The 24,555-nt window shown below is 61.6% G+C and carries 21 protein-coding genes and 1 pseudogene; 14 read left to right on the top strand and 8 right to left on the bottom strand.

All coding sequences use genetic code 11. The features are described 5' to 3' along the window. The 5 genes from N8A98_RS20415 to N8A98_RS20395 all read right to left on the bottom strand — a co-directional run bounded on the left by N8A98_RS20415 (window position 1) and on the right by N8A98_RS20395 (window position 4,884). Window positions 1-1,035 (bottom strand): ABC transporter ATP-binding protein, encoded by a 1,035-nt coding sequence (locus N8A98_RS20415; RefSeq protein WP_262168096.1) that lies wholly within the window; start codon window positions 1,033-1,035, stop codon window positions 1-3. Between the two features lie 8 nt (window positions 1,036-1,043). Then, the gene (locus N8A98_RS20410; protein ID WP_262168094.1) at window positions 1,044-1,865 is read right to left on the bottom strand and encodes an ABC transporter permease; all 822 of its coding nucleotides are present in this window, start codon (window positions 1,863-1,865) and stop codon (window positions 1,044-1,046) included. Next, window positions 1,865-2,650: an ABC transporter permease gene (locus N8A98_RS20405; protein ID WP_262172088.1), complete on the bottom strand. Its 786-nt coding sequence runs from the start codon at window positions 2,648-2,650 to the stop codon at window positions 1,865-1,867. The genes N8A98_RS20410 and N8A98_RS20405 overlap by 1 nt, the downstream gene beginning before the upstream one ends. An 86-nt stretch (window positions 2,651-2,736) precedes the next feature. Continuing rightward, a complete protein-coding gene (locus tag N8A98_RS20400) occupies window positions 2,737-3,885 on the bottom strand; it encodes an extracellular solute-binding protein (RefSeq protein ID WP_262168091.1) in 1,149 nt (382 codons plus the stop codon). A gap of 384 nt (window positions 3,886-4,269) precedes the next feature. Next, complete coding sequence (locus tag N8A98_RS20395) at window positions 4,270-4,884, bottom strand: NADPH-dependent F420 reductase (RefSeq protein WP_262168089.1); 615 nt, start codon at window positions 4,882-4,884, stop codon at window positions 4,270-4,272. Between the two features lie 167 nt (window positions 4,885-5,051). Between N8A98_RS20395 and N8A98_RS20390 the strand changes: the two genes are divergently transcribed. The 13 genes and pseudogenes from N8A98_RS20390 (at window position 5,052) to N8A98_RS20330 (ending at window position 17,462) form a co-directional block, all read left to right on the top strand. Then, window positions 5,052-5,342: a PilZ domain-containing protein gene (locus N8A98_RS20390; protein WP_262168086.1), complete on the top strand. Its 291-nt coding sequence runs from the start codon at window positions 5,052-5,054 to the stop codon at window positions 5,340-5,342. A 178-nt stretch (window positions 5,343-5,520) separates the two neighbouring features. Beyond that, window positions 5,521-6,291 carry a 30S ribosomal protein S2 gene (gene rpsB / locus N8A98_RS20385; protein ID WP_262168084.1) on the top strand — a complete coding sequence of 257 codons (771 nt, stop codon included), beginning with the start codon at window positions 5,521-5,523 and terminating at the stop codon, window positions 6,289-6,291. 70 nt (window positions 6,292-6,361) lie between these two features. Continuing rightward, a complete protein-coding gene (gene tsf, locus N8A98_RS20380) occupies window positions 6,362-7,288 on the top strand; it encodes a translation elongation factor Ts (protein WP_262168082.1) in 927 nt (308 codons plus the stop codon). A gap of 199 nt (window positions 7,289-7,487) precedes the next feature. Continuing rightward, a complete protein-coding gene (gene pyrH, locus N8A98_RS20375) occupies window positions 7,488-8,207 on the top strand; it encodes a UMP kinase (protein WP_262168080.1) in 720 nt (239 codons plus the stop codon). An 18-nt stretch (window positions 8,208-8,225) separates the two neighbouring features. Beyond that, window positions 8,226-8,787, top strand: a pseudogene (gene frr / locus N8A98_RS20370) (ribosome recycling factor). 30 nt (window positions 8,788-8,817) lie between these two features. Further along, window positions 8,818-9,579 (top strand): undecaprenyl pyrophosphate synthase, encoded by a 762-nt coding sequence (locus tag N8A98_RS20365; protein ID WP_035096695.1) that lies wholly within the window; start codon window positions 8,818-8,820, stop codon window positions 9,577-9,579. Beyond that, window positions 9,576-10,436 (top strand): phosphatidate cytidylyltransferase, encoded by an 861-nt coding sequence (locus N8A98_RS20360; RefSeq protein WP_262168076.1) that lies wholly within the window; start codon window positions 9,576-9,578, stop codon window positions 10,434-10,436. The genes N8A98_RS20365 and N8A98_RS20360 overlap by 4 nt, the downstream gene beginning before the upstream one ends. A gap of 40 nt (window positions 10,437-10,476) precedes the next feature. Continuing rightward, on the top strand, window positions 10,477-11,613 hold the full coding sequence (gene rseP / locus N8A98_RS20355; RefSeq protein ID WP_262168074.1) for an RIP metalloprotease RseP: 1,137 nt from the start codon (window positions 10,477-10,479) through the stop codon (window positions 11,611-11,613). A gap of 184 nt (window positions 11,614-11,797) precedes the next feature. After that, window positions 11,798-13,924, top strand: a complete 2,127-nt coding sequence (gene bamA / locus N8A98_RS20350; protein WP_162740106.1) for an outer membrane protein assembly factor BamA — start codon at window positions 11,798-11,800, stop codon at window positions 13,922-13,924. Window positions 13,925-13,996: 72 nt separating this feature from the next. Continuing rightward, complete coding sequence (gene lpxD / locus N8A98_RS20345; RefSeq protein WP_262168071.1) at window positions 13,997-15,022, top strand: UDP-3-O-(3-hydroxymyristoyl)glucosamine N-acyltransferase; 1,026 nt, start codon at window positions 13,997-13,999, stop codon at window positions 15,020-15,022. Next, window positions 15,019-15,495, top strand: coding sequence for a 3-hydroxyacyl-ACP dehydratase FabZ (gene fabZ, locus N8A98_RS20340; protein WP_262168069.1), 477 nt, complete (start codon window positions 15,019-15,021; stop codon window positions 15,493-15,495). Before lpxD ends, fabZ begins: the two co-directional genes overlap by 4 nt. Further along, entirely contained in the window at window positions 15,492-16,301 is an 810-nt protein-coding gene (gene lpxA, locus N8A98_RS20335; protein WP_113120672.1) for an acyl-ACP--UDP-N-acetylglucosamine O-acyltransferase, read from the top strand. The genes fabZ and lpxA overlap by 4 nt, the downstream gene beginning before the upstream one ends. A gap of 21 nt (window positions 16,302-16,322) precedes the next feature. Continuing rightward, a complete protein-coding gene (locus tag N8A98_RS20330; protein WP_262168066.1) occupies window positions 16,323-17,462 on the top strand; it encodes a lipid-A-disaccharide synthase in 1,140 nt (379 codons plus the stop codon). Window positions 17,463-17,543: 81 nt separating this feature from the next. Here the strand turns inward: N8A98_RS20330 and gltA are convergent, their stop codons facing one another. Both gltA and gltX read right to left on the bottom strand, forming a co-directional pair. Continuing rightward, window positions 17,544-18,833: a citrate synthase gene (gene gltA, locus N8A98_RS20325; RefSeq protein ID WP_113120670.1), complete on the bottom strand. Its 1,290-nt coding sequence runs from the start codon at window positions 18,831-18,833 to the stop codon at window positions 17,544-17,546. A gap of 148 nt (window positions 18,834-18,981) precedes the next feature. Then, complete coding sequence (gltX, locus tag N8A98_RS20320) at window positions 18,982-20,400, bottom strand: glutamate--tRNA ligase (protein WP_262168063.1); 1,419 nt, start codon at window positions 20,398-20,400, stop codon at window positions 18,982-18,984. Between the two features lie 196 nt (window positions 20,401-20,596). On the opposite strand from gltX, the gene N8A98_RS20315 reads away from it, so the two are divergent. After that, window positions 20,597-22,627 carry a ComEC/Rec2 family competence protein gene (locus N8A98_RS20315; RefSeq protein WP_262168061.1) on the top strand — a complete coding sequence of 677 codons (2,031 nt, stop codon included), beginning with the start codon at window positions 20,597-20,599 and terminating at the stop codon, window positions 22,625-22,627. On the opposite strand, the gene N8A98_RS20310 is transcribed toward N8A98_RS20315, so the two are convergent. After that, window positions 22,596-24,554, bottom strand: coding sequence for a beta-galactosidase (locus N8A98_RS20310; RefSeq protein WP_262168059.1), 1,959 nt, complete (start codon window positions 24,552-24,554; stop codon window positions 22,596-22,598). The two genes, N8A98_RS20315 and N8A98_RS20310, sit on opposite strands and share 32 nt — an antisense overlap. Between the last annotated feature and the right edge of the window lies 1 nt (window position 24,555).

The following is a 24,555-nucleotide window of genomic DNA, read 5'->3' as shown; positions in this document are numbered from 1 at the left end:
TCAGCTGCGATGAATGAGGTCGTGGTCACGGTAAGCGGCGACGGCGCGCGGCGTCAGTGTGACGGATTGCCCGGTCTTGAACAGATCGGGATGCGCAACCGACGCCTTGAGGCGCGTGGAATCCGGCAGTTCCAGATCAACCAGCCCATGGGTGCCGTAATCGGTCACCCGATGCACCTTCGCTTGGCCATTCTCGGCAACGGCCGTAAGGTCCAACGCTTCCGGGCGGATGGCCAGTATTGCCGGGCCATCGGCAACGGGCAGCGGAAAACTGAATCCGGCGCGGTTGAAAACGCCATTGGAAACGCTGCCTTCCAGCAGGTTCATCGTGCCGATAAACCCAGCCACAAAGGGCGTCCGCGGCTCGCGATAGACCACGTCTGGACGGTCGGCCTGCTCGATCTTGCCATCGCGCATCACCACAACCCGGTCGGCCATGGAGAGCGCCTCGTCCTGCCCATGCGTCACGAACAGCGTCGTAATCTTGAGCCGCTGCTGGATGTCGCGCACTTCCTCGCGCAGCCGCTCCCGCAAATGCTGGTCAAGGCTGGCAAAAGGCTCATCCAGCAACAAAATCTTGGGCTCCAGCACCAGCGACCGCGCCAGCGCCACACGCTGCTGCTGGCCGCCCGAAAGCTGGGTCACCGACCGCGTGCCATAGCCACCTAATCCAACCAGTTCCAGCACGCCTTCCACCCGGCGCTTGATCTCATCGGCGGGCAGGCGACGCAGCTTGAGCCCGAAAGCCAGGTTCTTGAACACATTCATATGCGTCCACAGCGCATGGCTCTGGAACACCATGCCGGTCGGCCGCTTTTCCGGCGGGAGATGCGTGATCTCCTGCCCATCAATGGTAATCAACCCGCTCGACGGCTGTTCAAAGCCGCCAACCATGCGGAGCAGGGTGGATTTGCCGGAGCCGGACGGCCCCAAAAGGCAAACCAACTCGCCATCGGCGACATCGAGGGAGAACGAATCCACGGCGCGCGTCGTGCTGAACACCTTGGAGACATCGGAAATATTGAGAACGGACATGAGACTTCCTAGCCGCCGAAACCGCGGGCAAACGATCCCGAATTGACCACGCGGCGCGCGAACAGCAGGGCAATGAAACTGGGCACCCAGAGCAACACCGACAGCACGGCGCCATATTGGATGACCGGCTGGTTGTTGATGAACGAAATCATCAGCACCGGCAGGGTGCGCACTTGCGGCGCGCCGATCAGCCAGGCGCCTTCGGTTTCGTAAAAAGTGCCAACGAAGGAGAGCAGGATCGCCGCCGCAATGGTCGGCCCGGCCTGGGGCAGGGTGATCGACCAGAACACCCGGAATGGCGAAGCGCCGACATCGCGCGCCGCTTCCTCCATGCGCCGGTCAACCGCCTGGAAGGCGGCGACCGGAATCCAGATCATAAACAGCAACGTGCCCACGAGCTGGATCAACACCACGCCCCAGAACGTGCCGATGAGGTTGAGTTGCAGGAAAATGCCGGCAATGGCGACCAGTAGGCCGAATTTGGGAAAGGCGTGCCCGGCGAGGAACGAGAAAAACAGCAGGTTCCGGCCCGGAAAATCCAGCCGCGCAAAGGCATAGGCCGCCGGCAGGCAGATGAGGGCGGACAGGAACGTCACCGTCGCCGCCAGCGTCAGGCTGGTGGTGATCGAGCTCCAGACATCGGCACGGGCCAGCGTCTGGTTCCAGAATTTGAGGCCGAATTCCTGCGGAATGACCGAGGGGTAGCGCCACACATTGGTAAAGGCCCATGTCCCCACCACGATGAGCGGGAACACGATGACCAGCGTCAGCACGACGGCAAAGACAATGCCGGTCCAGTCCCATTTCGGACGAGCGAGAGTGGCGGCCATCAGGTCGTCCTGTTCTTGGCGACGGAGCGCACATAAAAGAGCCCGAACACGATGCAGAACCCGAAGGTTACAACGGCTTGAGTAATGGCGGTGCGCGGCTCGAACAATTCGCGGAAGGTGCGCTGCATGAACGGCCCCATCATTTCCGGCGCCGCCGGCCCCAGCACATAGGGTAGGGTAAAGGCCGAGAAAATGCCGAGCACGGCGAATGAGATGGCGACAAGGATGGAATTGGAAATGCGCGGCAGGATGATGTGCCAGAGCACAGCAAAGCGCCCTGCGCCGACATCCCGCGCCGCCTCGATGGACTGGTTGGACACCGCGCCCAGCCCCGACAGCAGGATCAGCACGGTCAGCGGGATATTGTCCCAGACCAGGCCAATGACTGGCCCCCAGGGGGTGAGGTAGGGCGTGCGGATATGCGGCAGGCCGACCGAGTTGAGTAGCAAGTCAACGGTGCCATTGGGGCCGAGCACACGGATAAAGGCAAAGCTCAAAATGATCGAGGGCACGAACATCGGGAAGATGGCGAGGCCCTGCACATAGGCGGCAACGCGGCTATTGGAAAAGCGCAGATACAGCGCGATCGGCAGGCAGACGATCAGCAGCAGAATGGCGCAAACACCGGTGGTCCATAGCGTCAGCGACAGGTTTGACAGGCTATAGCCGTCGGAAAAGAAGAAGCGATAGGTGTCTACCGAAAAGGCGTCGCCTTCCGGAGTTTTGACCCAGAGCGTGGTGATGACAGCCGAAATGATCGGCCAGATCACCAGCCAGATCACCATCAGCACGGGAATAGCGACGAGCAAGAGGCCAATTGGCCTCTTGCGAGTTGCCGGCGCGGCCGCGATCGGGCCGGAGGTGACCGCTGTCACGAATTGGGATCCACGTTCGGAGCAACAGCACGATACCAGCCATCATTGACAGCCTTTTCCCAGTCGCCGCCGGGGAAGAACGGGATCGAGCTGGGGATGATATCCTTGAACTTCTCACGCAGGTCGGCCGAGACATAGTCCCAGGACACGCCGGGGAAACCACCCAGTTCAGTCAGCACGGCCGACTGGATTTCTTCACTGAGTACGAAATCGGACAGCTTGAGCGCCGCTTCCTTGTTCACGCCGTTGCTCAGCACGGCGATCTTGGTGAAACCGCCCGGCAGGCCGAGATCGGAGAGCTGAACCAGGCCTGTGGTTTCCGGCAGCACGCCCTGCGAAATGGCTGAAAGGGCCTGATCGGACCAGGTCGGGATCATGGTCACGGCCGACTGGCCGAGCAGCTGCAGCGACTGGGTATTGCCCGAAGTGTAGGCGCCGCCATCGAACAGGGACGGGGCCAGGTCCTTCAGGATATCCCATGCCGGGTTCAGCATGGCATCGCCGGTTTCCTGGGTGTAATTGTCGACGGTGAACTTGCTCGGGTCCTTGCCGTTCGCCTCGAAAATCGCGCGGCGCACGAAATTGCCGCCCGAGCCGCCCTTATTGGGACGGTTATAGATGAACTGGCCGGGGTTCGCCTTGATCCAGGCGACCAGGTCCGGCCAGGTCTTGGGCACATTGGCCGGATCGAGCTTGGTGGTGTCATAGGCCAGCAAAACCTGCGAGCCACGATAGGGCAGGTTGGTCGGCGTATCGAAAGCCAGCGGATTGATCTTGGAATAGTTGGAAAGGCCGGCTTTTTCGAAATCGACATAGAGGCCCTTGGCAATACCATCGACCGTCACGCGGGTGTCGAAGCCCTCGAAGATATCAGCCTGCGGATCGGCGCCAGAGGCCAGGGCCGCCAGAGCGCGGTCGCCAATCGCAGCGACACCGGCGCCATCGCCACCATCGACTAGGTTCAGCATCAGGCCGGGATTTGCAGCCTCGAACTTCGGCTTCACCACATTGGTCCAGAAGTCGAGCACGTTCTGATCCGAGCTGGTGTACCAGTCGATCGTGCCCTCGGCACCGAACGACATGCGGGGCAGCATAAGGGCGCCGGCGGCAGTGCCGGCAGCGAGCATGAAATCACGCCGTTTCATCGTTGTTGTCTCCCAAAGTCCGTTTTCGAACGGATGTTCCACTCGACGGTTTGTTCCGCCCGCAGATTTCATCGGTCTTGTGCCAATGCTGGAAGCAAGACTAACTACCCATTGCGAGCGTGTGCAAGTGGAAACCCGCTACCGGACACAACGTCTCGGCGGCCGCGTTGTAATCATAAGTTTGCGACGGTCGTGTAACAGCCCGCCGCTCGGCCGTTTGCAAGGACGGGTGCGGCGTGGCGTGGGCGCGGAATCCCACTGCACGCGTGCTCGATTTTGCGGCAATACGGGCGGCATGGCGCACCCTCACCCTCCGCGTTATTCGAACGTACCATCCGTATCGCTGTCGCAATGAAACGGATATTCCGTTCTTGTGGATAACTTTCAGCCCTGTCGCACTACCAGCAAATTGAAGTTGGGATCACCGAACTTGCCGAAGAGGCGCATCCACATCGGCACCAGTTCCTCCATGGCGCGACACGCTTCCAAATCCCCCAGATCAAGGATCGAGCGCCAGCCGAACGCGCGTAGCAAGGTCTCGACCTCCGCTCGGGCAGCCGCATCATTGCCGGCGAGAAAGACGCTGTGGTCCGCGCCCAGGCTGTCGGGATCCACCATGAGATGGGCGCTGACGCTGTTGAGTGTCTTGACCAATCGCACCGCCGGAAAGGCTGCCTGCAGCGCCTGGCCGAGCGGCATGGCGATGGGGCCGTCGACAGCCGCTTCGTAATTGCCGATATCGACGAGAATTTTGCCGTCCAGCGCGCAGCCCGTCAGGGAGGCGATGGCATGTTCGCCGGGCAGGGCATTGACGATCCATTCGCCGTGCTCGGCGGCTTCCTGGTGGCTCGCGACCCTGATGCCGGTTTCAGCACCGACGCGGCTCGCCTTGCCGCCCTCTAGCGATCGCGAGCCGAAGACCACATCATGTCCCAGCGCCTGCAGCTTGCCGCCAATAGTTGTACCGACCTGTCCGGTTCCCATCACACCAAATTTCATCGCTCCACCTCCTATTGCGAGTAGCGAGGTTAGCGCGATGTCGCGCCGGCGGAAACAGGCTCGCAGTTCACGAAGCGGTCCTTGCAGGATAGCTAAAAACGCATCGAATTGTGTAATCCGATAGTGACTCAAAACCGCTAGAACATAGGTGCAACCGGGCAAAGGTCATGACACCCACTCCCAAGATCGAGCGTCGCAAAGTGCCGCGTCAGGCCGCCAAGGTCGAAACCACCCTGGTGCATGAGGACGGCATTGTCCGCAAAACCGGCACGATCCGGAATATCTCGCCGGAGGGCGCTAAGCTGTCCTTCGCCTCAACCGAGGATATTCCCGACGCGGCCTATATCCTGATCCCTGATCGCCACCAGATCGAACCCTATCGCGTGGTCTGGCGCAGTGAAGACGAGGTTGGCCTGGCCTTCACCGCCATCGAGCCGGCCAAACCGGGTAAGTCCTGATCGCGGTAGCGCTTGCCTTCTGAGGCCGCTTCCCCTATATCGCCCCTGCGTTTGACTGCGTGTCAGCGCGATTTCACACACGAGACAGGCTTTTCGGGAAACTGAAGAACCATCCGGTGGCGGGAGACCGTCGCAATGTTTCGTGGAGGCATCAACCGGTAAACAAGGAGCAGCCATCATGGCACTGCCCGATTTTTCTATGCGTCAATTGCTCGAAGCAGGCGTTCACTTTGGTCACCAGAAGCATCGCTGGAACCCGAAGATGGAGCGCTATATTTTCGGCGTTCGCAATGACATCCACATTCTCGACCTGAGCCAGACCGTGCCGGCCCTGAGCCGCGCGCTGCAACTGATCTCGGACACCGTTGCTGACGGCGGCCGCGTGCTGTTCGTTGGCACCAAGCGCCAGGCCGCTCCCCTGGTGGCCGATGCCGCCAAGCAGTCGGCTCAGTATTATGTCAACTCGCGCTGGCTCGGCGGCACGCTGACCAACTGGCAGACCATCTCGAACTCGATCTCGCGTCTGCGCGAACTCGAGTCGCTGAGCGAAGACGAACTCGCGCTGCGCACCAAGAAGGAACGCCTGATGATGAGCCGCGAGCAGGAACGCCTTGAGCGCGACCTGGGCGGTATCAAGGACATGGGCAACCTGCCGTCCTTGCTGTTCGTCATCGACACCAACAAGGAATCCAACGCGATCAAGGAAGCCCGTCGTCTGGGTATCCCGGTCGTGGCTATCGTCGACACCAATTGCGATCCCGACACCGTCGATTACCCGATCCCGGGCAATGATGACGCGTCGCGCGCTCTCGAGCTCTATGTGTCGCTGGTCTCCAAGGCTGCGATCGACGGCATCGGCCGTTCGTCCTCGGCTCTCGGCGCGGATCTGGGTGCTTCCGAGCGCGCTCCGGCTGAAGACCTGCCGGCCGACGAAGCAAGTGTCAACTAAGTCGGCTAAATCCGATTTCGTTTTGATCTGAAATATGCGGCCCCGCGAGGGGCCGCCAAGAGGTGTACCCATGGAAATCACAGCAGCACTGGTTAAGCAGCTCCGTGACGCGACCGGCGTCGGCATGATGGACTGCAAGAAGGCCCTGGCCGAAACCAATGGCGACATGGAAGCAGCAGTCGATTGGCTGCGCACGCGCGGCCTGGCCAAGGCTGCCAAGAAGGCTGACCGCGTTGCCGCCGAAGGTCTGGTTGGCGTCGCCACCAATGGCACCACCGCGGCTGCCGTCGAAGTCAATTCCGAGACCGACTTCGTTGCGCTCAACCAGCAGTTCCAGTCGATCGTGAGCAATGTTGCCAAGCTGGCGCTCGACGCCGATGGCGACGTGGTCAAGCTCGGCGAAATGCCGTTCCCCGGTTCGGGCCATTCGGTTTCGGCCGAATTGACCGAAGCCATCGCCAAGATCGGCGAGAACATGAACCTGCGCCGTACCCAGACCGTTTCGGTCACGGACGGCGTGGTGGAAAGCTATGTGCATAACGCGGTCAAGCCGGGTCTCGGCAAGATCGCCATCCTGGTGGCTCTCGAGTCGACCGGTGACAAGGCTGCCCTGTCGGCTCTCGGCAAGCAGCTCGCCATGCACATTGCTGCCGCCCAGCCGCAGGCCATTGCCCCCGAAGAACTGGACCAGGATGTGGTCGCTCGCGAGCGCGCCATCATTCTTGAGCAGGTCAAGGAATCGGGCAAGTCCGCCGAGATCGCTGAAAAGATGGTCGAAGGCCGCATGCGCAAGTATTTCGAGGAAGTCACCTTGCTGTCGCAGGTGTTCGTCGTCGATGGCGAAACCAAGGTCGCCGACGTGCTCAAGAACGCCGAGAAGGATGTCGGCGCTCCGATCAAGCTGACCAAGTTCGTGCGTTTCGCACTGGGCGAAGGCATCGAGAAGGTCGAGACCGACTTTGCCGCCGAAGTCGCCGCTACTGCCGGCGTCAAGTAAGCCACTTGCGGATGGGCCTTCGGGCCCGTCCGCTGCTCTCCGTCTGGCCATGATTTGGCCGGGGATTGAGCGCAGAAACCTCGCCTAGCTACAATTTGCACAGGTTCAGTGCTTCCCCTTGGCAGCACGATTGCCTAGTGTCGCGCGGGTGCCGCCGGATTCGGTGCCCCAAAACAATTTTTCTTGAAGGGGTTCGCCGATGGCGCCTGCCTACAAACGCATTCTGCTCAAGGTCTCGGGCGAAGCGCTGGCGGGGGATAATTCCTTCGGTATCGAACCACCCTTTTTGCAGGCCATCGCCAAGCAGATCGCCGATGTCGCCAATACAGGCGTGCAGATCGGTGTCGTGGTGGGCGGCGGCAATATCTTCCGCGGCATGGCGGGCGCTGCTGATGGCACCGATCGCGTTACCGCCGACCTTATGGGTATGCTCGGCACCATGATCAACGCGCTGGCGCTGTCCAATGCGATTTCCCGCCAGGGCATTAAATCCAAGGCGTTCAGCGCCGTGACGATGCCCAATGTGGCCGACACCTTTACCGCTCGCGCCGCCAAATCGGCGCTCGAAGATGGTTTTGTGGTGGTGCTGGGTGGCGGTATCGGCAACCCATTCTTTACGACTGACACCGCGTCGACGTTGCGCGCCATCGAACTCGAATGCGATGTCGTGCTCAAGGGCACCAAGGTCGACGGGGTCTATACCGAAGACCCGATGAAGAACCCCGACGCGCGCCGCTATGACACCGTCAGCTATGACGAAGTCATCGGGAAAAACCTCAAGGTTATGGATACGGCGGCTTTCGCGCTTGCCCGCGACAATTCCATGCCGATAATCGTATATGCGCTCGACGATCCGGGCGGGCTGACCGGTGTGCTTGCCGGCAAGACCCGCAGCACCCTGGTCAGCGCATCGAACTAGACGAGAAGGACTTTAGCCATGGCCGTCAGCTACGACCTGAGCGAACTCAAAAATCGCATGCAGAAATCCATTACCTCGCTGCGCGAGGAATTGGCCGGACTGCGCACGGGCCGCGCCAGCGCGAGGCCTGCTGGAGCCGGTAACGGTGGAAGCCTATGGTTCGCGCATGCCGCTCAACCAGGTGGCTACCGTGACGGTGCCGGAGCCGCGCATGCTCAGCGTGCAGGTGTGGGATCGCTCCATGGCCAACGCCGTCGAAAAAGCGATCCGCGATAGCGGCCTGGGGCTCAACCCGATGGGGGAGGGGCAGATTATCCGCGTGCCGCTGCCCGAACTCAATGAAGAGCGCCGGCGCGACCTGACCAAGGTTGCCCACAATTATGCCGAACAGGCCCGCGTTGCAGTGCGCCATATCCGCCGCGATGGCATGGACATTCTCAAAAAGGCCGAAAAAGACGGCGATATGAGCCAGGACGATGCCCGTGTGCAGTCCGACCTGGTGCAGAAGGCGACCGATGCGGCCGTGGCCGAAATCGATAGTGTCGTCGCTGCCAAGGAACAGGAAATCATGCAGGTCTAAGCTTGCGCCCACTGCGCCAGGAGAGCGTGGATGTCCATCGACCCCGCCAGCATTGCCGAACTCGCTCCGCCTGCGTCGCTGCGCATTCCGGCGCATATCGGCGTGATCATGGACGGCAATGGCCGCTGGGCGAAAGCGCGCGGCAAGCGCCGCACCGAGGGGCATATCGAGGGCGTCAAGGCGCTGCGCAATCTCGTCGAGCTGTGCATCAATTACGGCGTGGCAAACCTCACCGTGTTCAGTTTCTCGTCGGAAAACTGGACGCGACCCAAGGATGAGATTGTTTTCATCTTCAATCTGTTGCGCCGCTTTGTTGCATCGGATTTGCAGCGGCTGATCCGCAACAATGTGCAGGTACGCATCATCGGCTCGCGCGACGGGCTCGAGCCCTCCCTGATCCGGCTGATCGACGATGTCGAGGCCAAGACGGCGGCCAATACCGGCCTCGTGTTGATCGTCGCCTTCAACTATGGCGGCAAGGCCGAAATCGTCGACGCGACACGGCGGATTGCTGCCGAAGTCGCAGCCGGCCGGCTGGCGCCATCGGACATTACCGAGGCCACAATCGAAGCGGCGCTCTATACAACCGGCATTCCGCATCCCGACGTGATCGTCCGCACCAGCGGCGAGCAGCGCATTTCCAATTTCCTGCTCTGGCAGGCAGCCTATTCGGAATTCGTCTTCGTGGATGAGTATTGGCCCGATTTCGACGAGGCCACATTCCTTCGTGTGCTGGAGATTTTCTCCCAGCGCGTCAGGCGGTTCGGCGGTATCGAGGCGGCATCACCTTGACCAATCCAGGCGATTCCTCGTCAGAACCTTCTGCCAATCGCCGCCGCTTGTGGTCCGATCTCGGGCCGCGTCTCGCCTCCGCTGCCGTTCTGATTGCCTTGACCGCCACCGCGCTTTATCTGGGCGGCTATGTGTTTTCGGCCGTGGTCGGCGGGGTATTTGGCGGCGTCTATCGCGAATGGGAAACCATGGTGTCGCGGGCGCCACTGACGCCCGGCGGCATGGCGCTGATCGGGCTGGTGGCGCTGTCCGGGGTGGTTTTCCCGCTATTCGGGCCGCTGGGCAGCATGTCCGTCATCGCCGTGGCCTGTGTCGTCGCGTTGGCAATGCGCGGCGAAGGGATCTGGTGGCGTGTACTTGGGCTGGTGATTTTCGGCGCCATCATCATTGCCGCCCTGATGATGCGGGGCACCACGATCCACGGCGTCTGGGCCGGGCTTTACCTCGGCACGGTGGTGTGGATGACTGATTCTGCAGCCTTTTTTACTGGCCGGCAGATCGGTGGGGAAAAGCTCGCGCCCGATATCTCGCCGTCCAAGACCTGGTCGGGCGCACTCGGTGGATTAGCGCTCGGAACCGGGGCAGGGCTGTTGCTATGGATTATCATCACGGATTCCCCATGGTGGATCGGCCTCGTGCTGTCGGCCTCGATCAGCGTTCTTGGGCAGTTGGGCGATCTGGGCGAAAGCGCAATCAAACGTCATTTCCGCATCAAGGACAGCGGCGATATTATTCCGGGTCATGGCGGCCTGATGGACCGGCTCGATAGCCTCACATTTGGCGTCTTGCTGGTTTTGATCGTGGGCGGCCTGCATGGCGGCTTTGACGCCGTGGCCCAGGGCCTGCTCTACTGGTGATGACCCGGCCGCCAAGGTGGCCGGATCGATAAGGAACGACATGTTCGACTTCGCCTTCTGGTTGCTTTCCTACGTCATTCCGTTCCTGGCGGTGCTCACCGTCATCGTGTTCGTGCACGAGATGGGGCATTACCTGGTGGCGCGCTGGAATGGGGTGGCGATCCAGACCTTTTCCGTCGGCTTCGGCCCGGAACTGATCGGCTGGGACGACAAGCACGGCACGCGCTGGCGGATTTCCGCAATTCCGCTCGGCGGTTACGTGCGGTTCGTCGGGGATATGAATGCTGCCAGCGTGCCGGACAATGAGGCGCTGGCCAACGTTGATCCCGAACTCGCGCCGCGGCTGTTCGCCAACAAGAATGTGTGGCAGCGCATCGCCGTAGTGGCTGCCGGCCCCATCGCCAACGTCATCCTCACCTTTGTCATTCTCTACGTCCTGCTGCTCGGCTATGGCCGCTACACCATTCCCCCGGTGATCGGGGAAGTAGTGGCGGCCTCGGTTGCCGAGGCGGCGGGGCTGGAAGCGGGTGACACTGTCGTGTCGGTCGACGGCTATGCCGTGCATGGCTTCGATGATTTCCAGCGCTTTATCGCCACCGCACCGCAGCGGCCAGTCAGCATCGTCGTCGAGCGTGGTGGTGCGGACCAGACCATTGAGCTGACGCCCGAAGCCGTCGAGGTGCAGGATCGCTTCGGGAACAACCAGCGGATCGGCCGCATCGGGGTGAGTCGGAATGTCGATCAGGCCGATGTGAGCCTCTATCGGCCCGGTCCAATCGAGGCGATTGGCATGACGGTGGAAGAAATTCGCTTCATCGTGCAGCGCACCGGCGCCTTCCTAGGCGATTTTTTCGTCGGCCGCGGCGATGTCGAACAATTGGGTGGCCCGGTCAAAGTCGCCAAGGTTTCCGGGGAAGTGGCGACGCTCGGCATCATCGCGCTGATCAATCTGACAGCCTTGTTGTCGCTTAATATCGGAATCTTCAACCTTTTACCCGTACCTATGCTCGACGGCGGGCACTTATTGTACTATCTCGTCGAAGCCGTGCGAGGGCGTCCGCTCAGCATGAAAGTTCAGGAAATAGGGTTCCGTTTCGGGTTTGCCCTGGTCCTGGCTCTCATGGTGTTCACGCTCTTTAACGACACCCTGTTTGCCTATCTGAGAACTCTGGGTTAGCCTTTGGTTAACCTTGGTTCGCAAGGTGTTGCAGGAATACAAGTGCACCAATCATTTGCTAACCGCGTCGAGGCTTCCGCCTTGCCGTTGGTTAAAAAGACGGTAAAACGGTGTAATGGAGTTTGCTTGGGGGAGCGCTGTGCATGGCGAGCCCTTGGGCCTGGTCGCAGAAGGCAATAAAAATATGATCCACCCCACCAAGCTGATGCGCGGCGCTTTCTTGGCGCTGGCAATCCTGGGCGCTGCCCCGCTGGCAGGTTCTGGTGTTCCGCTTCTTGGCGTTGTCTCTGCTCACGCCCAGCAACAACAGCTTGTTGGCTCGGTATTGTTCGAGGGAAACCGTCGTTTCTCCGACAAGCAGCTGCTCACCATGGTGGACATGTCCACTTCGGGCATCTTCTCCCAGCAGCGCCTCGCAGCCGATACTGAAAGCATCCGTCAGGCCTATGATCGCGATGGCTTCCGCGGCGTGTCGGTTACGGCGCGCACCGAAGTTATTCCGGATGGCCGCGTCCGCGTGACCTTCGTGGTCAATGAGGGCGATCGCGCCGGCATCGCTGCAATCAATTTCACCGGGAACAATGCGTTCAATTCCGGCAATCTCAAGGGCGCGATGCTCACCAAGGAAACCGGCTTCCTGAGCTGGCTTTTCAAGGATGACAGCTATGACGAGCAGAAGCTCGCCGTCGACCGTGAGCGCATCCGCCTCTATTACGCTAATCGCGGCTATCCCGACACGCAGGTGACTTCGGTCGGTGAGTTCGATGCCTCGCGCAATGCCTACTTCATCAACTTCACCATCAATGAAGGCCAGAAGTACACCTTCGGCAATGTCGGCATCGAGACCAGCATCGATGGCCTCAACACCAATGCGCTGACCGGTTCGGTCGATACCCGTGAGGGTGGCGGCTACTCGGTTACCGATCTGCAGAAGACCATCGAGGACATGTCCTACGAGGCCACCTCGCAGGGCTATGCCTTTGCCGACGTCCGTGCTCGTCTCGATCGTGATGTCACTAATGGCCGCTTCAATGTCACCTATCTGGTGGATGAGGGTGCTCGCATCTATGTCGAGCGCATCAACATCACCGGCAACACCAAGACCCGCGACTTCGTGATCCGTCGCGAACTGGAATTCGGTGAAGGCGACCCCTTCAACCGTTCCATGGTGATCCGTGGCCGCAAGAATATCGAAGCGCTCGGCTTCTTCTCCGCCGTGCAGCTCTCGACCGCTCCTGGCTCTGCCGCCGACAAGGTCGTGCTGAACATTGCCGTGACCGAACAGTCGACGGGTGAGTATGGCGCGACGGCCGGTTACTCGACTTCGGAAGGCATTCTGGGCGAAATCTCGCTGACAGAACGCAACTTCCTGGGTCGTGGCCAGTATCTGCGCGCTGCAATCGGCGCGTCGGAATCGGGTCGTACCTTCGACTTCTCGTTCACCGAACCTCGCTTCATGGGCCTCAAGGTTGCTGCCGGCGTGGATGCGTATCACCGCATCACCGACGAATCCTCGCGGAACTATTATGGCGTCCAGGCGACCGGCGGCCAGCTGCGTGCCAGCATGCCGATCATGGGCGACCTGTCGGCGACGGTGTTCGCTGGTGCCGAGCGCAAGCTGATCTCCGATACGGACGGTACCTATAAGTCGCTGCTGCTCAATGATGGCGATGAGTTCTACAAGGCATTCGTTGGCTACACGCTGACCTGGAATGGCCTGGACGACACCAAGAAGCCGACGAGCGGTCTCTATGCGACCTTTACTCAGCAATATATCGGCTGGGATCACAACCTGCTGAAGAGCGAAGCTCGTGCCCGCTACTTCGTGCCTCTGCTTGACGACAGCGGCATCGTTGCCAGCGTCAGGGGCCAGGCTGGCGTGATCAACGACTTCAGCGACAATGGCGTCAATGTCGTCGAAGCTTTCCTGCCTGGTTCGCAACTGATCCGTGGCTTTGAAAGCCGTGGCCTGGGTCCGCGTATTGTGGGTGACCAGTATCTGGGCGCCACCATGTATGCTGGCCTGTCTGCTGAAATCCAGTTCCCGATCCCGGTTCTGCCGGAGACCTATGGTCTGTCGGGTGCAATCTGGGCTGATGCTGCCTGGATCGATGATGGCAGCCTGCCGAATACGAATGGCAATGCGGTTGATCCGGAGAGCATTGACTCGCCGTGGCGGACTTCGATCGGCGCCTCGCTGATCTGGGACTCGCCGTTCGGCCCGCTGCGTGGCGACTTCGCCCACGTGCTGAACAAGTCGACCGACGACCGCACCCAGCTGTTCCAGCTGACCCTGCAGACTCTGCTGTAGGCTAAAGTGCAGTGACTCAGTTATTGAGCCGCGGGGCGGTAGCGCCGCGGCTCAATCTTTTTAAGTGACATCATGGTCGATACCCGATTTCATCGTTTTGCCGGAACGGCCACGCTTGGCGCGATCCTGACTGCGGTGGGCCGCAGTGAATTGCTGCCCTCCCAGCAGGCCAACCCGGCAATATCGGGTGTCGCCGAGCTGGATCTTGCCGCTCCGGGCGATCTCGCCCTAGCTGCCCACGCCAGTTACACCGAGGCTCTCCGCAAGACCTCGGCAGGCGCCGTCATCGTCTTGCCGGCATTGCGCGATGCCGTTCCGGCCGGCAGCGTGGCGATTGTCACCGACAAGCCCCATCACCTGTTTGCCGATATTCTCGATCAGCTCTATCCGTCCAACACGCGCTCCATCATTTCGGCCGGCCGGGACGATCTTGGCGCACCGATCTTTGAGCGCGATGTGACGCTGGGCTCCAATGTGGTGATTGGCGCCGGGGTCGAAATCGGTCGCGGCACGATCATCGGCGCTAATACGGTCATCGGTGCCGGCGTCACCATCGGCCGCAATTGCATTATCGCGGCCAATTGCACCATCGATTGTGCCCATATCGGCAATGATGTCGTCATCCAGTCCGGCGTGCGCATCGGTACCGAAGGGTTCGGCTGGCTGGATTTCGGCATCAGCAACCGCAAGCTGCCGCAATTGGGCCGGGTCCTGCTTCAGGACCGCGTTGAAGTGGGCGCTAATTCTACCATCGATCGGGGGGCGCTGGGCGACACCATGGTCGGTGAAGGCACCAAGATCGATAATCTGGTCCAGATCGGTCATAACTGTCGGATTGGCCGCAATTGCATCATCGCGGCGATGAGCGGGCTGGCGGGTTCGACCGTGATTGGCGACAGCGTCCTGATGGGCGGCGGCGCCGGCACCTCCGGCCATCTGACGATCGGGTCGGGCTCGGTGATCCACGGCCGGGCAGCCGTCACCAAGGACTGGCCTGCCGGATCCAAACTTGCCGGAGCTCCGGCGCAGGATATAAGAGATTTCTGGCGCGAGATCGCCACAATGCGCAAACTGACAAAAGGGGACAAGCGGGGATGACCGACAGCGCGATAGAGGGTACTGAGCTGGCGGCGATGGACATTGCCGAAATCCTCAGGAGCCTGCCTCACCGCTATCCGTTCCTGATGATCGACAAGATTATCAAGATCGACGGCGATGAGACGGCCGTGGGCATCAAGAACGTCACGTTCAACGAACCCATCTTCCAAGGCCATTTTCCCGAAAATCCGATTTTCCCCGGTGTGCTGATCATCGAGGGCATGGCGCAGACTGCGGGCGCGATCGTGATCAAGCACGATGCTGGCGGCGGCAAGAAGAACATCGTCTTGATGCTGGGCGTCGACAAGGCCAAGTTCCGTAAACCGGCAGGCCCCGGCGACGTCATCGAATTCCATATCGCCAAGATCCAGCGCCGACGTAATGTCGGGCGCTACCAAGCCAAGGCCATCGTCGAAGGCACCGTTATCGCGGAGGCGGAGATCACTGCCATGATCATCGAGGCAACACCGTGAGCGATGCCGCAATTCACCCGACGGCAATTGTCGGGCAGCACGCGCGCATCGGCAAAGGCGTCAAAATCGGCCCTTATTGCATCGTGGGGGACAAGGTCATCCTGCACGACAATGTGGAACTGGTGTCCCACGTCGTCATCGATGGCAATACCGAGGTCGGCGCGGGCTCGCGCATATTTCCGTTTGCCTCGGTCGGCCTGCAGCCGCAGGATCTCAAATATCACGGCGAGAATTCGCGCCTGGTGATCGGCGAGCGCTGCACGATCCGCGAGGGTGCGACCCTCAATCCGGGCACCGAAGGCGGCGGCATGCTGACCAAGATCGGCAATGACTGCCTGATCATGGCCAGCGCCCATGTCGCGCACGACGCCATCATCGGCAACAATGTCATTATGGCCAATTATGTGGGCATTGCCGGGCACTGCCAGGTTGGTGACAATGTCATCTTCGGCGGCAATTGCGTGGTGCATCAATTCACCCGCGTTGGCGCGCACGCCTTTATCGGCGCCCATTCCATGGTGGATGGCGATGTGATCCCCTACGGCATGGCGGTTGGCAACCGTGCGGTGCTGACGGGGCTCAATCTCGTTGGCCTCAAGCGCCGTAAGTTCGATCGCGAAGAAATCCACAAGCTGCGTGCGGCTTATCGCATGATCTTTGCCAGCGAAGGCACGTTGCGCGAGCGCGTCGAGGATGCGGCCGAATTGTTCAAGGGCAATGCCCTGGTGCAGGACGTCGTGGCCTTCATCGCCGCTGCGTCGGATCGCCCGATCCTGTTGCCGCGCAACGGTCCCACGCTCGATTAGGCGCCAGCAGCGGAGCGCCGCATGACATTGCCCATGGCCAGGCCGCTCAAGCTGTTCGTGCTGGCCGGCGAACCCTCCGGCGACAGGATTGCCGCCGACCTGGTCCGCCGCCTGTGCGAGCGGGTGGCACTGGACCTGAGCGGGGTCGGCGGCGATGAGCTGATCGGGCAGGGGCTGCGCTCGCTGTTTCCGATGAGCAATCTATCCGTCATGGGCGTTACCGATGTATTATTGCGCCTGCCGTTGTTGTTGTGGCGGATCGAGCAGACGGCGCGGGTGATCCGCTCGAGCCAGCCCGATATTGTGGTGCTGTTCGACGCCCAGGATTTTTCCGCGCTGCTGGCGCGGCGGCTGCGCGCTATGAAATATGCTGAGCCGATCCTGCTCTATGTAGCGCCCTCGGTCTGGGCGCGTTCGCCCGGGCGCGCGGCCAAGCTCACGCCGCTGTTCAATGAGGTGCTGGCTGTCTTGCCCTTCGAGCCCGAAGTGATGGCCCAGCTGGGCGGGCCGCCAACGGCCTATGTCGGCCATCCGGCTTTGCGCGAGCGCTTGCAGCAGCGGGACGCGGTGGAAGCAGGACCATTGGTCTTGCTGCCGGGCAGCCGGGATGGCGAGTTGCGGCGACATTTGCCGCTATTCCGGCAGGTCGCCGCAGAAGTGGCAAATCACCCCGCGGTGACCGGCTTTGTTATCCCAACCCTGCCGATCCTGGCCGAGCGGCTGCGCCGCGAAGTGGCGGATTGGCCCGTGCCGGTCACGGTGATTGCCGAGCGCTCGGAGCGAGCCGCGCTGTATCAGCGGGCGGTGCTGGCGCTAGCCGTTTCCGGCACGGCGACGCTGGAACTGGCCTTGGCGGGTGTGCCGATGGTCATCAGCTATGTCATGGACGGACATCAGGCTCGGGTCTACGAGAAGATCAATAGGCCCATGGTCGGCCTGCCCAATATCGTGCTCAAGCGAGCGGCGGCGCCAGAACTGGTCCTGTCGCAACCGGACGCCACGGAGCTGACCGGAGCGGTGCGCAACCTGCTCGACGACAAGGCAGCCCGCCAGGCACAGATTGCCGCTTTTGGCGAGTTGTCAGACCTGATGGAACATGGCGAACCTGAATCCCCGCGCCAGGACCCTGCCGATCGGGTCCTTGCCTGGTGGCGAGGCTAAGCGCTCAACTCCGAATAGTGCTCATGAAAACGGCCCCATCCTCGAACAAGGATGGGGCCGCAGACTTGTAGAGGCAGACGCCTAGCGCGATGCGACGGGCGTGAAGTCGCGAGCTGGCGAGCCATTGTAGAGCTGGCGCGGGCGGCCGATTTTCTTCTGCGGGTCGGCGATCATTTCCTTCCACTGCGAAATCCAGCCGACGGTGCGCGCGACGGCGAACAGCACGGTGAACATCGAGGTGGGGAAGCCGATGGCCTCCAGGATGACGCCGGAATAGAAATCGACGTTCGGATAGAGCTTGCGATCGATGAAATAGGGATCCTCGAGCGCGATCTTTTCGAGCTCCTGGGCGACCTGCAGCGTTGGGTTATTGTGCACGCCCAGAATGTCGAGCACTTCCTTGGCTGTTGCCTGCATCACCGTGGCACGCGGATCGAAGTTTTTGTAGACGCGGTGACCAAAACCCATCAGGCGGAACGGATCGTTCTTGTCCTTGGCCCGAGCGATGAATTCGGGGATGCGGTCGACGGTGCCGATTTCCTTGAGCATGTTGAGCGCGGCTTCATTGGCACCGCCATGCGCCGGGCCCCACAGGCAGGCAACGCCGGCGGCGATACAGGCAAAGGGATTGGCATCGGACGAGCCGGAGAGGCGCACGGTCGAGGTCGAGGCATTCTGCTCGTGGTCGGCATGGAGCGTGAAAATCAGGTCCATGGCGCGGGCGATGCGGGGATCGACCTTGTATTCCTCGGCCGGCACGGCAAAGCACATATGCAGGAAATTGGCCGCGTAATCGAGATCGTTGCGCGGATAGACGAAGGGTTGGCCGATCGAATATTTGTAGGCCATGGCAGCGATCGTCGGCATCTTGGCGATCATGCGGATCGAGGCGATCTCGCGCTGCTGCGGATCATTGATGTCGGTGGAGTCGTGATAGAACGCAGCCATGGCGCCGACCACGCCGGTCATGACAGCCATTGGGTGAGCGTCGCGACGGAAGCCACGGTAGAAATAGTGCATCTGTTCATGCACCATGGTGTGGCGGGTTACCAGCTCTTCAAATTCGGCCATCTGAGCCTTGCTGGGCAGCTCGCCATAGAGCAGCAGATAGCAGACTTCGAGGTAGTTGCTCTTGGCGGCGAGCTGGTCGATTGGGTAGCCGCGATAGAGCAATTCACCCTTGTCGCCGTCGATATAGGTAATCGCGCTGTCACAGGCTGCGGTCGAGGTGAAGCCGGGATCGTAGGTGAACAGCCCGGTTTTGGCGTACAAAGATCGGATGTCGATTACTTCAGGCCCAACGGATCCGGCCAGTACCGGAAATTCGTAAGTCTGGTCCCCGATGACGAGTTTGGCGACTTTATCGGTCATTCAGCTCTCCTCGTTGGCCGCGCGCCCGAAGGGAAGGAATTTCGGTTGGGCTGGGCCGGCAAATCTGCGTAGCAGCATGCGGGAGAGGTATCAGTTTTCGCCCCCGCGATGCAATCGATAGGTAAGCAGCGCTTACCCTCCTCGCGCTCTAGTGAGCAGCGGTCTGGTCGGTCAGGCGGGCCATGCTTTCATCGCGCCCGATCAATACCATGACCTCGAAAATGCCCGGCGAAACGGTGCGGCCGGTGAGGGCGGCGCGCAGGGGCTGGGCGAGTTTGCCCAGCTTGAGGCCCTTGGCTTCGGCGAGCGCCCGCATGGCGGCGTCGATGGCTGGCACGCTCCACTCGTTGAGGCCGCGCAGGGTTTCTTCCATATCGGCCAGAACGCCGCGGGCATCGGGGGTCAACAGAGCCGATGCCGCTGTGTCGATAGCAAGCGGACGTGACGCATAGATGAACTGCGCCAGATCGATCAGCTCAAGAATGGTCTTGGCGCGCGGCTGCAGCTCGGGCAGGGCGGCGAGGGCCGTGGCCTTATTGGCGACCAGGCCTTCGAGATCCGTCAGGCGACCGACTTCCTCGGCCGTCGCGATCATGATGTCGTAGAGGTATTCCGGCTTGGCCTCGCGGATATAATGGCCGTTAATGCTCTCGAGCTTGACGAAGTCAAAGCGCGCGGCGCCCTTGTTGAGGCCTTCGAGGCTGAACCATTCCACCATCTGCTCGGTGGAGAAAATCTCGTCGTCGTCATGGCTCCAGCCCAGGCGAGCGAGATAATTGCGCAAGGCCTCGGGCAGATAACCCATTTGACGATAGGCCTCGACACCCAGCGCGCCGTGGCGCTTGGAGAGCTTGGCACCATCAGGGCCATGGATCAGGGGGATGTGGGACATCTCCGGAATGGACCAGCCCATGGCGTTGTAGATGACGATCTGGCGGGCGGCATTGGTCAGGTGGTCGTCGCCACGGATAATATGGGTGACGCCCATATCGTGATCGTCCACCACTACGGCATGCATATAGGTGGGCGTGCCATCGGAACGCAGGATGATGAAATCATCCAGGTTCTCGGTCTTGAACACGACCTTGCCCTGCACGTGATCATCGACGACGATCTCGCCGGTGAGCGGGGCCTTGATGCGGATGACGGGCTCGACGCCGGCCGGGGCCTCCTTGGGATCGCGATCACGCCAATAGCCATTGTAGCGCGGCGGCTTGCCGGCAGAGCGGGCTTCCTCGCGCATCTGGTCGAGTTCGGCGGGCGAGCAATAGCAATAATAGGCATGGCCCATTTTCACCAGCTCATGCGCCACTTCGGCGTGGCGCGCGGCCCGGCCGAACTGGCTGATCGGCTCGCCTTCCCAGGTGAGGCCGAGCCAGGTCAGGCCGTCGATCAGCGCCACGACGGCGGCTTCGGTGGAGCGTTCCCGATCGGTGTCTTCGATGCGCAGGAGCATCTTGCCGCCGGTCTTGCGGGCATAGGCCCAATTGAACAGCGCCGTACGGGCACCGCCAATGTGTAGATAGCCGGTGGGCGAAGGAGCGAAGCGGGTGACAACCTGAGACATGGCGACCGGAAAGTTTGGACGAATTTGCGAGCCGTGTGTACCATAGAGGGGCACGAGCGCAAGGGCGGGGGCTAGGCGGGTGCTGGGGGCAGAAACACTTGAGCCGAGAACCGCGCCGGAGCGGGCGCGCCTCCGGCCGAATCCAGTTCCGGTAAAACGGCAAGTATGGCCGCTAACTAAAGGCCGCGGCAGCGTTTTGGCCTCGCTCCACGATGGACTATCTACTGCCATCGCAACGCGGCGGCTGTTTGTACTGCTGCCCTTCGCCATGATTTTCGGACTGGCGGCTTATGCCCAATTGCCGTTTGAACCGCTGCCGCAGGCTTTGATCGGCGTCGCTTTGGTGCTCGGCGTGGCAGTGGCCATGGCTTGGCGGTTCCGGGCCTTACCCGTAGTCGCATTGCTCGGCGCATTCTGGGCCGGGTTCTGTCTGCTGCCGATTCACAGCGCATTGTTCGGCACGCAAATGCTCGCATTTCCTGCCTATGGCGAGTTTGAGGCACGGGTCGACGAGATCATCTCGGCCAATGCGGAGGAGCGCCGGATTGTTGTGTCGAACCTAGTGCCGATAGGAGCGACGCGGCCGGTGGCAATCACCAAAGCGCGGTTGCTGGTGCCTGCCGAGCCGGCGCTGGAACTGGGCGACACCATATCCGGCCGGTTCCGGCTGGCGCCCGTACCGGGGCCGGTTCTGCCCGGCGGCTATGACGGGCAGTTTCATTCGTATTTCTCCGGCATTGGCGCCTATGGCTCGGTGATTGGCGATTTTACACTGGTGACGCCAGCCAGCGGATTTGATGCAAGCCGCATGATTGAGAGCCTGCGCTTCAGCATCGGTGCGCGGATCGATGCGGTGCTCGATGGCGACACGGCAGCGATCGGCCGGGCCATGGTGATGGGCGACCAAAGTGCGCTGAGCGACGAGACGCGGGATATACTGGCCGAGTCGGGGCTGGCGCATATCTATTCGATTTCCGGCCTGCACCTGTCGATCGTGGCGGGCGGGGTGTTCTGGCTGTTGCGATTGGGACTGGCCTCGGTGCCGGCTTTAGGCACGCGGCTGCCGGTCAAGAAACTGGCTGCCATTGGCGGGCTCGTTGCTGCGGCCGGCTATCTCATGCTGGCGGGCGGACCGGCCAATGTGCCGGCTTTGCGCTCCACCATCATGCTGGCGCTGATTTTTGGCGCAGTGTTGGCGGGGCGGCGGGCGCTGACCATGCGCAACGTGGCGTTCGCCGCACTGGCGATCATTCTGATCGATCCGGCCAGCGTATTCCGGCCCAGTTTCCAGCTGTCTTTTGCTGCCGTGGTTGGGTTGATCGGGTATTTTGAGCTGCCGCGCCGGCCGGTAAAGGGGCAGAGCGGCTGGCTGCTGCGCATGGGCAGCACGGTCTGGGTGACCGCGATGACCAGCTTCATTGCCGGTCTGGCGACGCTGCTCTTCTCCGCCTATCACTTCCAGCAGACGGCGCCGCTCGGCGTCATCGGCAATGTGCTGGTGCTGCCGGTGGTCAGCCTCGTCATCATGCCATTTGCCGTAATCTCGGTCCTGCTGATGCCCTTCGGCATCGAAGGGGCCGCTGTATCCATCATGGGGTGGGGAATCGACCGCATGGTGGGTGGCGGCGTGCTGGTGGCCGGCTGGAGCGAAGGGCTGACTGGTAACCCGCTGCTTACGCCTGTCGCCATCCTGATCGGCGTTGCTGCGCTGGCCTGGTTTGCCTTTGTCGGCAATTGGTGGCGGATGTTGGGGCCGGTGGTGGCGCTGCCCCTGATCCTGCTGCTGGGGCTCGATCAGCGGCCTGATATCCTGGTGGCCGACACGACGCAGGCCGTCGCATTACGCGGCGCCGAAGGCGTCGGGCTGGTGACCGGGCGCGCGGGCAGCTTTGCCGTGGAAGTGTGGAGCCAGCATTATCAGGAAGCGATTGGCGAAGGGCTGGCGGAGGCGCGCTGCGACAGCATTGCCTGTGTGGCGACAACGCCGGAATTTTCAATCGCCGTCATCAAGAGCGCGGCGGCCTTCGCCGAGGATTGCCCAACGCATGATCTGGTGATCAGCCGCATCAGGGTGCCGGCGACGTGTACTGTGGCACAATATATCGACGCGGCGGCGCTGCGGACGGGCGGGGTGCATTGGCTGCGTTGGGATGAAACGGCGGGGCGGTTCGAGATCCGCACCGCCGTTCCCAATACTACGAGGCCTTGGCGAGTTTTGCCACGGTGACGCCAGCGGCCGGCATTTCAGCTGTGCCCAGCACATAGCCGGATTCGTCGGCGGCCGGGTTCAGCACAGCAGCGCCGGAGCCGTAGTTCACATAGATGCGGAAGCCGTCGCGAACCCGGGAGCGAACGCCGGCGGGCAGCAATAGCGTGGGAACGTCGGCCTCGGCGATCAGGTAATCGACGATGCGCTGAACCAGTGCCTTGTTGCCGCTGGCGGCCAGGTAATGCAGCTTGCCCTGCGCGATCAGCACGGGCCAGCCGTCGGCATCCTCGATTTCGACCTCGGCGCGGGTTTCGATGCGCTCGCGCCAATGCCGCACGGCGCCGCCGCCGCCACGAACTTCCACCTCAAGGGTCGGATCGACGCTATCGATGCGCAGCACCTTGGCGTCGAGCAGATTGCTCGGCAGGTCTGGCGCCAGGGCGGCGGGAATGGCGAAGTTCTGCGTCTTGGAGCCGGAGCGGGGGCCAAGCAGGAGGTGGCCTTCAAAGTCGGCAATGGCCTCGCGCAGCGCGTCATTCCAGGCAAAGAGCGCGGGAATGGCGACGATGTCGTAGCCCGCAAAGCTCTTGGTGCTGGGCGACAGGATATCGATATCGACGCCATGCTTGCGGAAGGCGGCATAGACGGCGCGGACATGGGCGCTGTGGCTAAAACCCTTGGCCTGAGGCTGGATCTGCCAGGCCCACTCGCTCTGATAGTCGAAAACGATAGCAACGCGGCCCTTGGCGGCTGTGCCGGCGATGGCGGTCTGGCGCAGTTCTGCGGCGACCTGGCTGGCTTCATGATAGGCTGGCGCCGGTTCGCTATCTGGCCGCAACAGGCCGGCATGCATCTGCTCCTGCGCAAACGGGGCCTGCCGCCAGCGGAAATAGGAGACGACTTCGGCGCCGTGGGCAAAGGCTTCCCAGGCCCAGAGACGGGCCATGCCGGGGAGTGGATCGGGATTGAAATTGGCCCAGTTCACCGGGCCAGGCTGCTGCTCCATGATCCACATGCGGCCATGGCCGACGGAACGATAGAGATCGTGGTGGAAGGCCTGATAGTCGGGCTCGCCCTGGCGCATATAGTGGCGCTTGACGTCCTCGGGCTCGTCGCTCTGGGCAAGGTGGCCGAGCGGGTAGGCATCCCAACTGGCGACATCGAGCGTTTCGGCCACGTCGTAATGGTCGAACTCGGTATAGCGACCCATGAAATTATGGATGACCGGCAGGTCCGGCCGCTTGGTCTTGAGGATGTCGTACTGCACCTTGTTGAAGGCGGCGACCTGGTCGGAGGCGTAGCGGCGGAAATCCAGATCGTGGGCGGGCGCTGCTTCGGCGACCAACAGGTTGGGCAATTCGATTTGGTCGAAACGATTATATTCCATCGACCAGAAGACATTGCCCCAGGCCTCGTTCAAGGCTTCGATCGTGCCGTAGCGGGCTTCGAGCCAGGTGCGGAACCCGGCTTCGGCGGCGGGGGAATAGGAATAGGTGGTGCCGTGGCAGCCATATTCATTGTCGGTTTGCCAGCCGCCAAGCGCGGGATGATTGCCGACGGCATCGGCCAGCAGCTGGGTGATGCGGGCGGCTTCCTCGCGATAGCCGAGATGGGAGAAATCGTAGTGGCGGCGTGAGCCAAACCCCTTTTTGCGGCCATTGGCATCGACGGCGAGCATATCGGGGTGCTTGTCGACCATCCAGCGCGGGGGCGTGGCGGTGGGCGTGCCGAAGACGACCTTGAGGCCGTGACGACCGAGCACATCCATGGCTCGGATGACCCAATCGAAATGCAGGTCGCCGGGACTGGGTTCGAACCTGGACCAGGCGAATTCGCCGATGCGGACGAATTTGATGCCGACCTCAGCCATGCGGGCGGCGTCGCGGTCCCACCAGTCTTCGGGCCAGTGTTCGGGGTAATAGCAAACGCCAAGGGCAGGGGTCATT

Source organism: Devosia neptuniae (genome assembly GCF_025452235.1).
Classification (GTDB): Bacteria; Pseudomonadota; Alphaproteobacteria; order Rhizobiales; family Devosiaceae; genus Devosia.
This window is presented reverse-complemented; position numbering and strand designations above follow the sequence as displayed.

Excerpts from the sequence above, each read along its gene's own strand:
- N8A98_RS20415 (WP_262168096.1), bottom strand. The coding sequence starts at position 1,035 with ATGTCCGTTCTCAATATTTCCGATGTCTCCAAGGTGTTCAGCACGACG.
- N8A98_RS20410 (WP_262168094.1), bottom strand. The coding sequence starts at position 1,865 with ATGGCCGCCACTCTCGCTCGTCCGAAATGGGACTGGACCGGCATTGTC.
- N8A98_RS20405 (WP_262172088.1), bottom strand. The coding sequence starts at position 2,650 with ATGGTGATCTGGCTGGTGATCTGGCCGATCATTTCGGCTGTCATCACC.
- N8A98_RS20400 (WP_262168091.1), bottom strand. The coding sequence starts at position 3,885 with ATGAAACGGCGTGATTTCATGCTCGCTGCCGGCACTGCCGCCGGCGCC.
- N8A98_RS20395 (WP_262168089.1), bottom strand. The coding sequence starts at position 4,884 with ATGAAATTTGGTGTGATGGGAACCGGACAGGTCGGTACAACTATTGGC.
- N8A98_RS20390 (WP_262168086.1), top strand. The coding sequence starts at position 5,052 with ATGACACCCACTCCCAAGATCGAGCGTCGCAAAGTGCCGCGTCAGGCC.
- rpsB (WP_262168084.1), top strand. The coding sequence starts at position 5,521 with ATGGCACTGCCCGATTTTTCTATGCGTCAATTGCTCGAAGCAGGCGTT.
- tsf (WP_262168082.1), top strand. The coding sequence starts at position 6,362 with ATGGAAATCACAGCAGCACTGGTTAAGCAGCTCCGTGACGCGACCGGC.
- pyrH (WP_262168080.1), top strand. The coding sequence starts at position 7,488 with ATGGCGCCTGCCTACAAACGCATTCTGCTCAAGGTCTCGGGCGAAGCG.
- N8A98_RS20365 (WP_035096695.1), top strand. The coding sequence starts at position 8,818 with ATGTCCATCGACCCCGCCAGCATTGCCGAACTCGCTCCGCCTGCGTCG.
- rseP (WP_262168074.1), top strand. The coding sequence starts at position 10,477 with ATGTTCGACTTCGCCTTCTGGTTGCTTTCCTACGTCATTCCGTTCCTG.
- bamA (WP_162740106.1), top strand. The coding sequence starts at position 11,798 with ATGATCCACCCCACCAAGCTGATGCGCGGCGCTTTCTTGGCGCTGGCA.
- lpxD (WP_262168071.1), top strand. The coding sequence starts at position 13,997 with ATGGTCGATACCCGATTTCATCGTTTTGCCGGAACGGCCACGCTTGGC.
- fabZ (WP_262168069.1), top strand. The coding sequence starts at position 15,019 with ATGACCGACAGCGCGATAGAGGGTACTGAGCTGGCGGCGATGGACATT.
- N8A98_RS20330 (WP_262168066.1), top strand. The coding sequence starts at position 16,323 with ATGACATTGCCCATGGCCAGGCCGCTCAAGCTGTTCGTGCTGGCCGGC.
- gltA (WP_113120670.1), bottom strand. The coding sequence starts at position 18,833 with ATGACCGATAAAGTCGCCAAACTCGTCATCGGGGACCAGACTTACGAA.
- gltX (WP_262168063.1), bottom strand. The coding sequence starts at position 20,400 with ATGTCTCAGGTTGTCACCCGCTTCGCTCCTTCGCCCACCGGCTATCTA.
- N8A98_RS20310 (WP_262168059.1), bottom strand. The coding sequence starts at position 24,554 with ATGACCCCTGCCCTTGGCGTTTGCTATTACCCCGAACACTGGCCCGAA.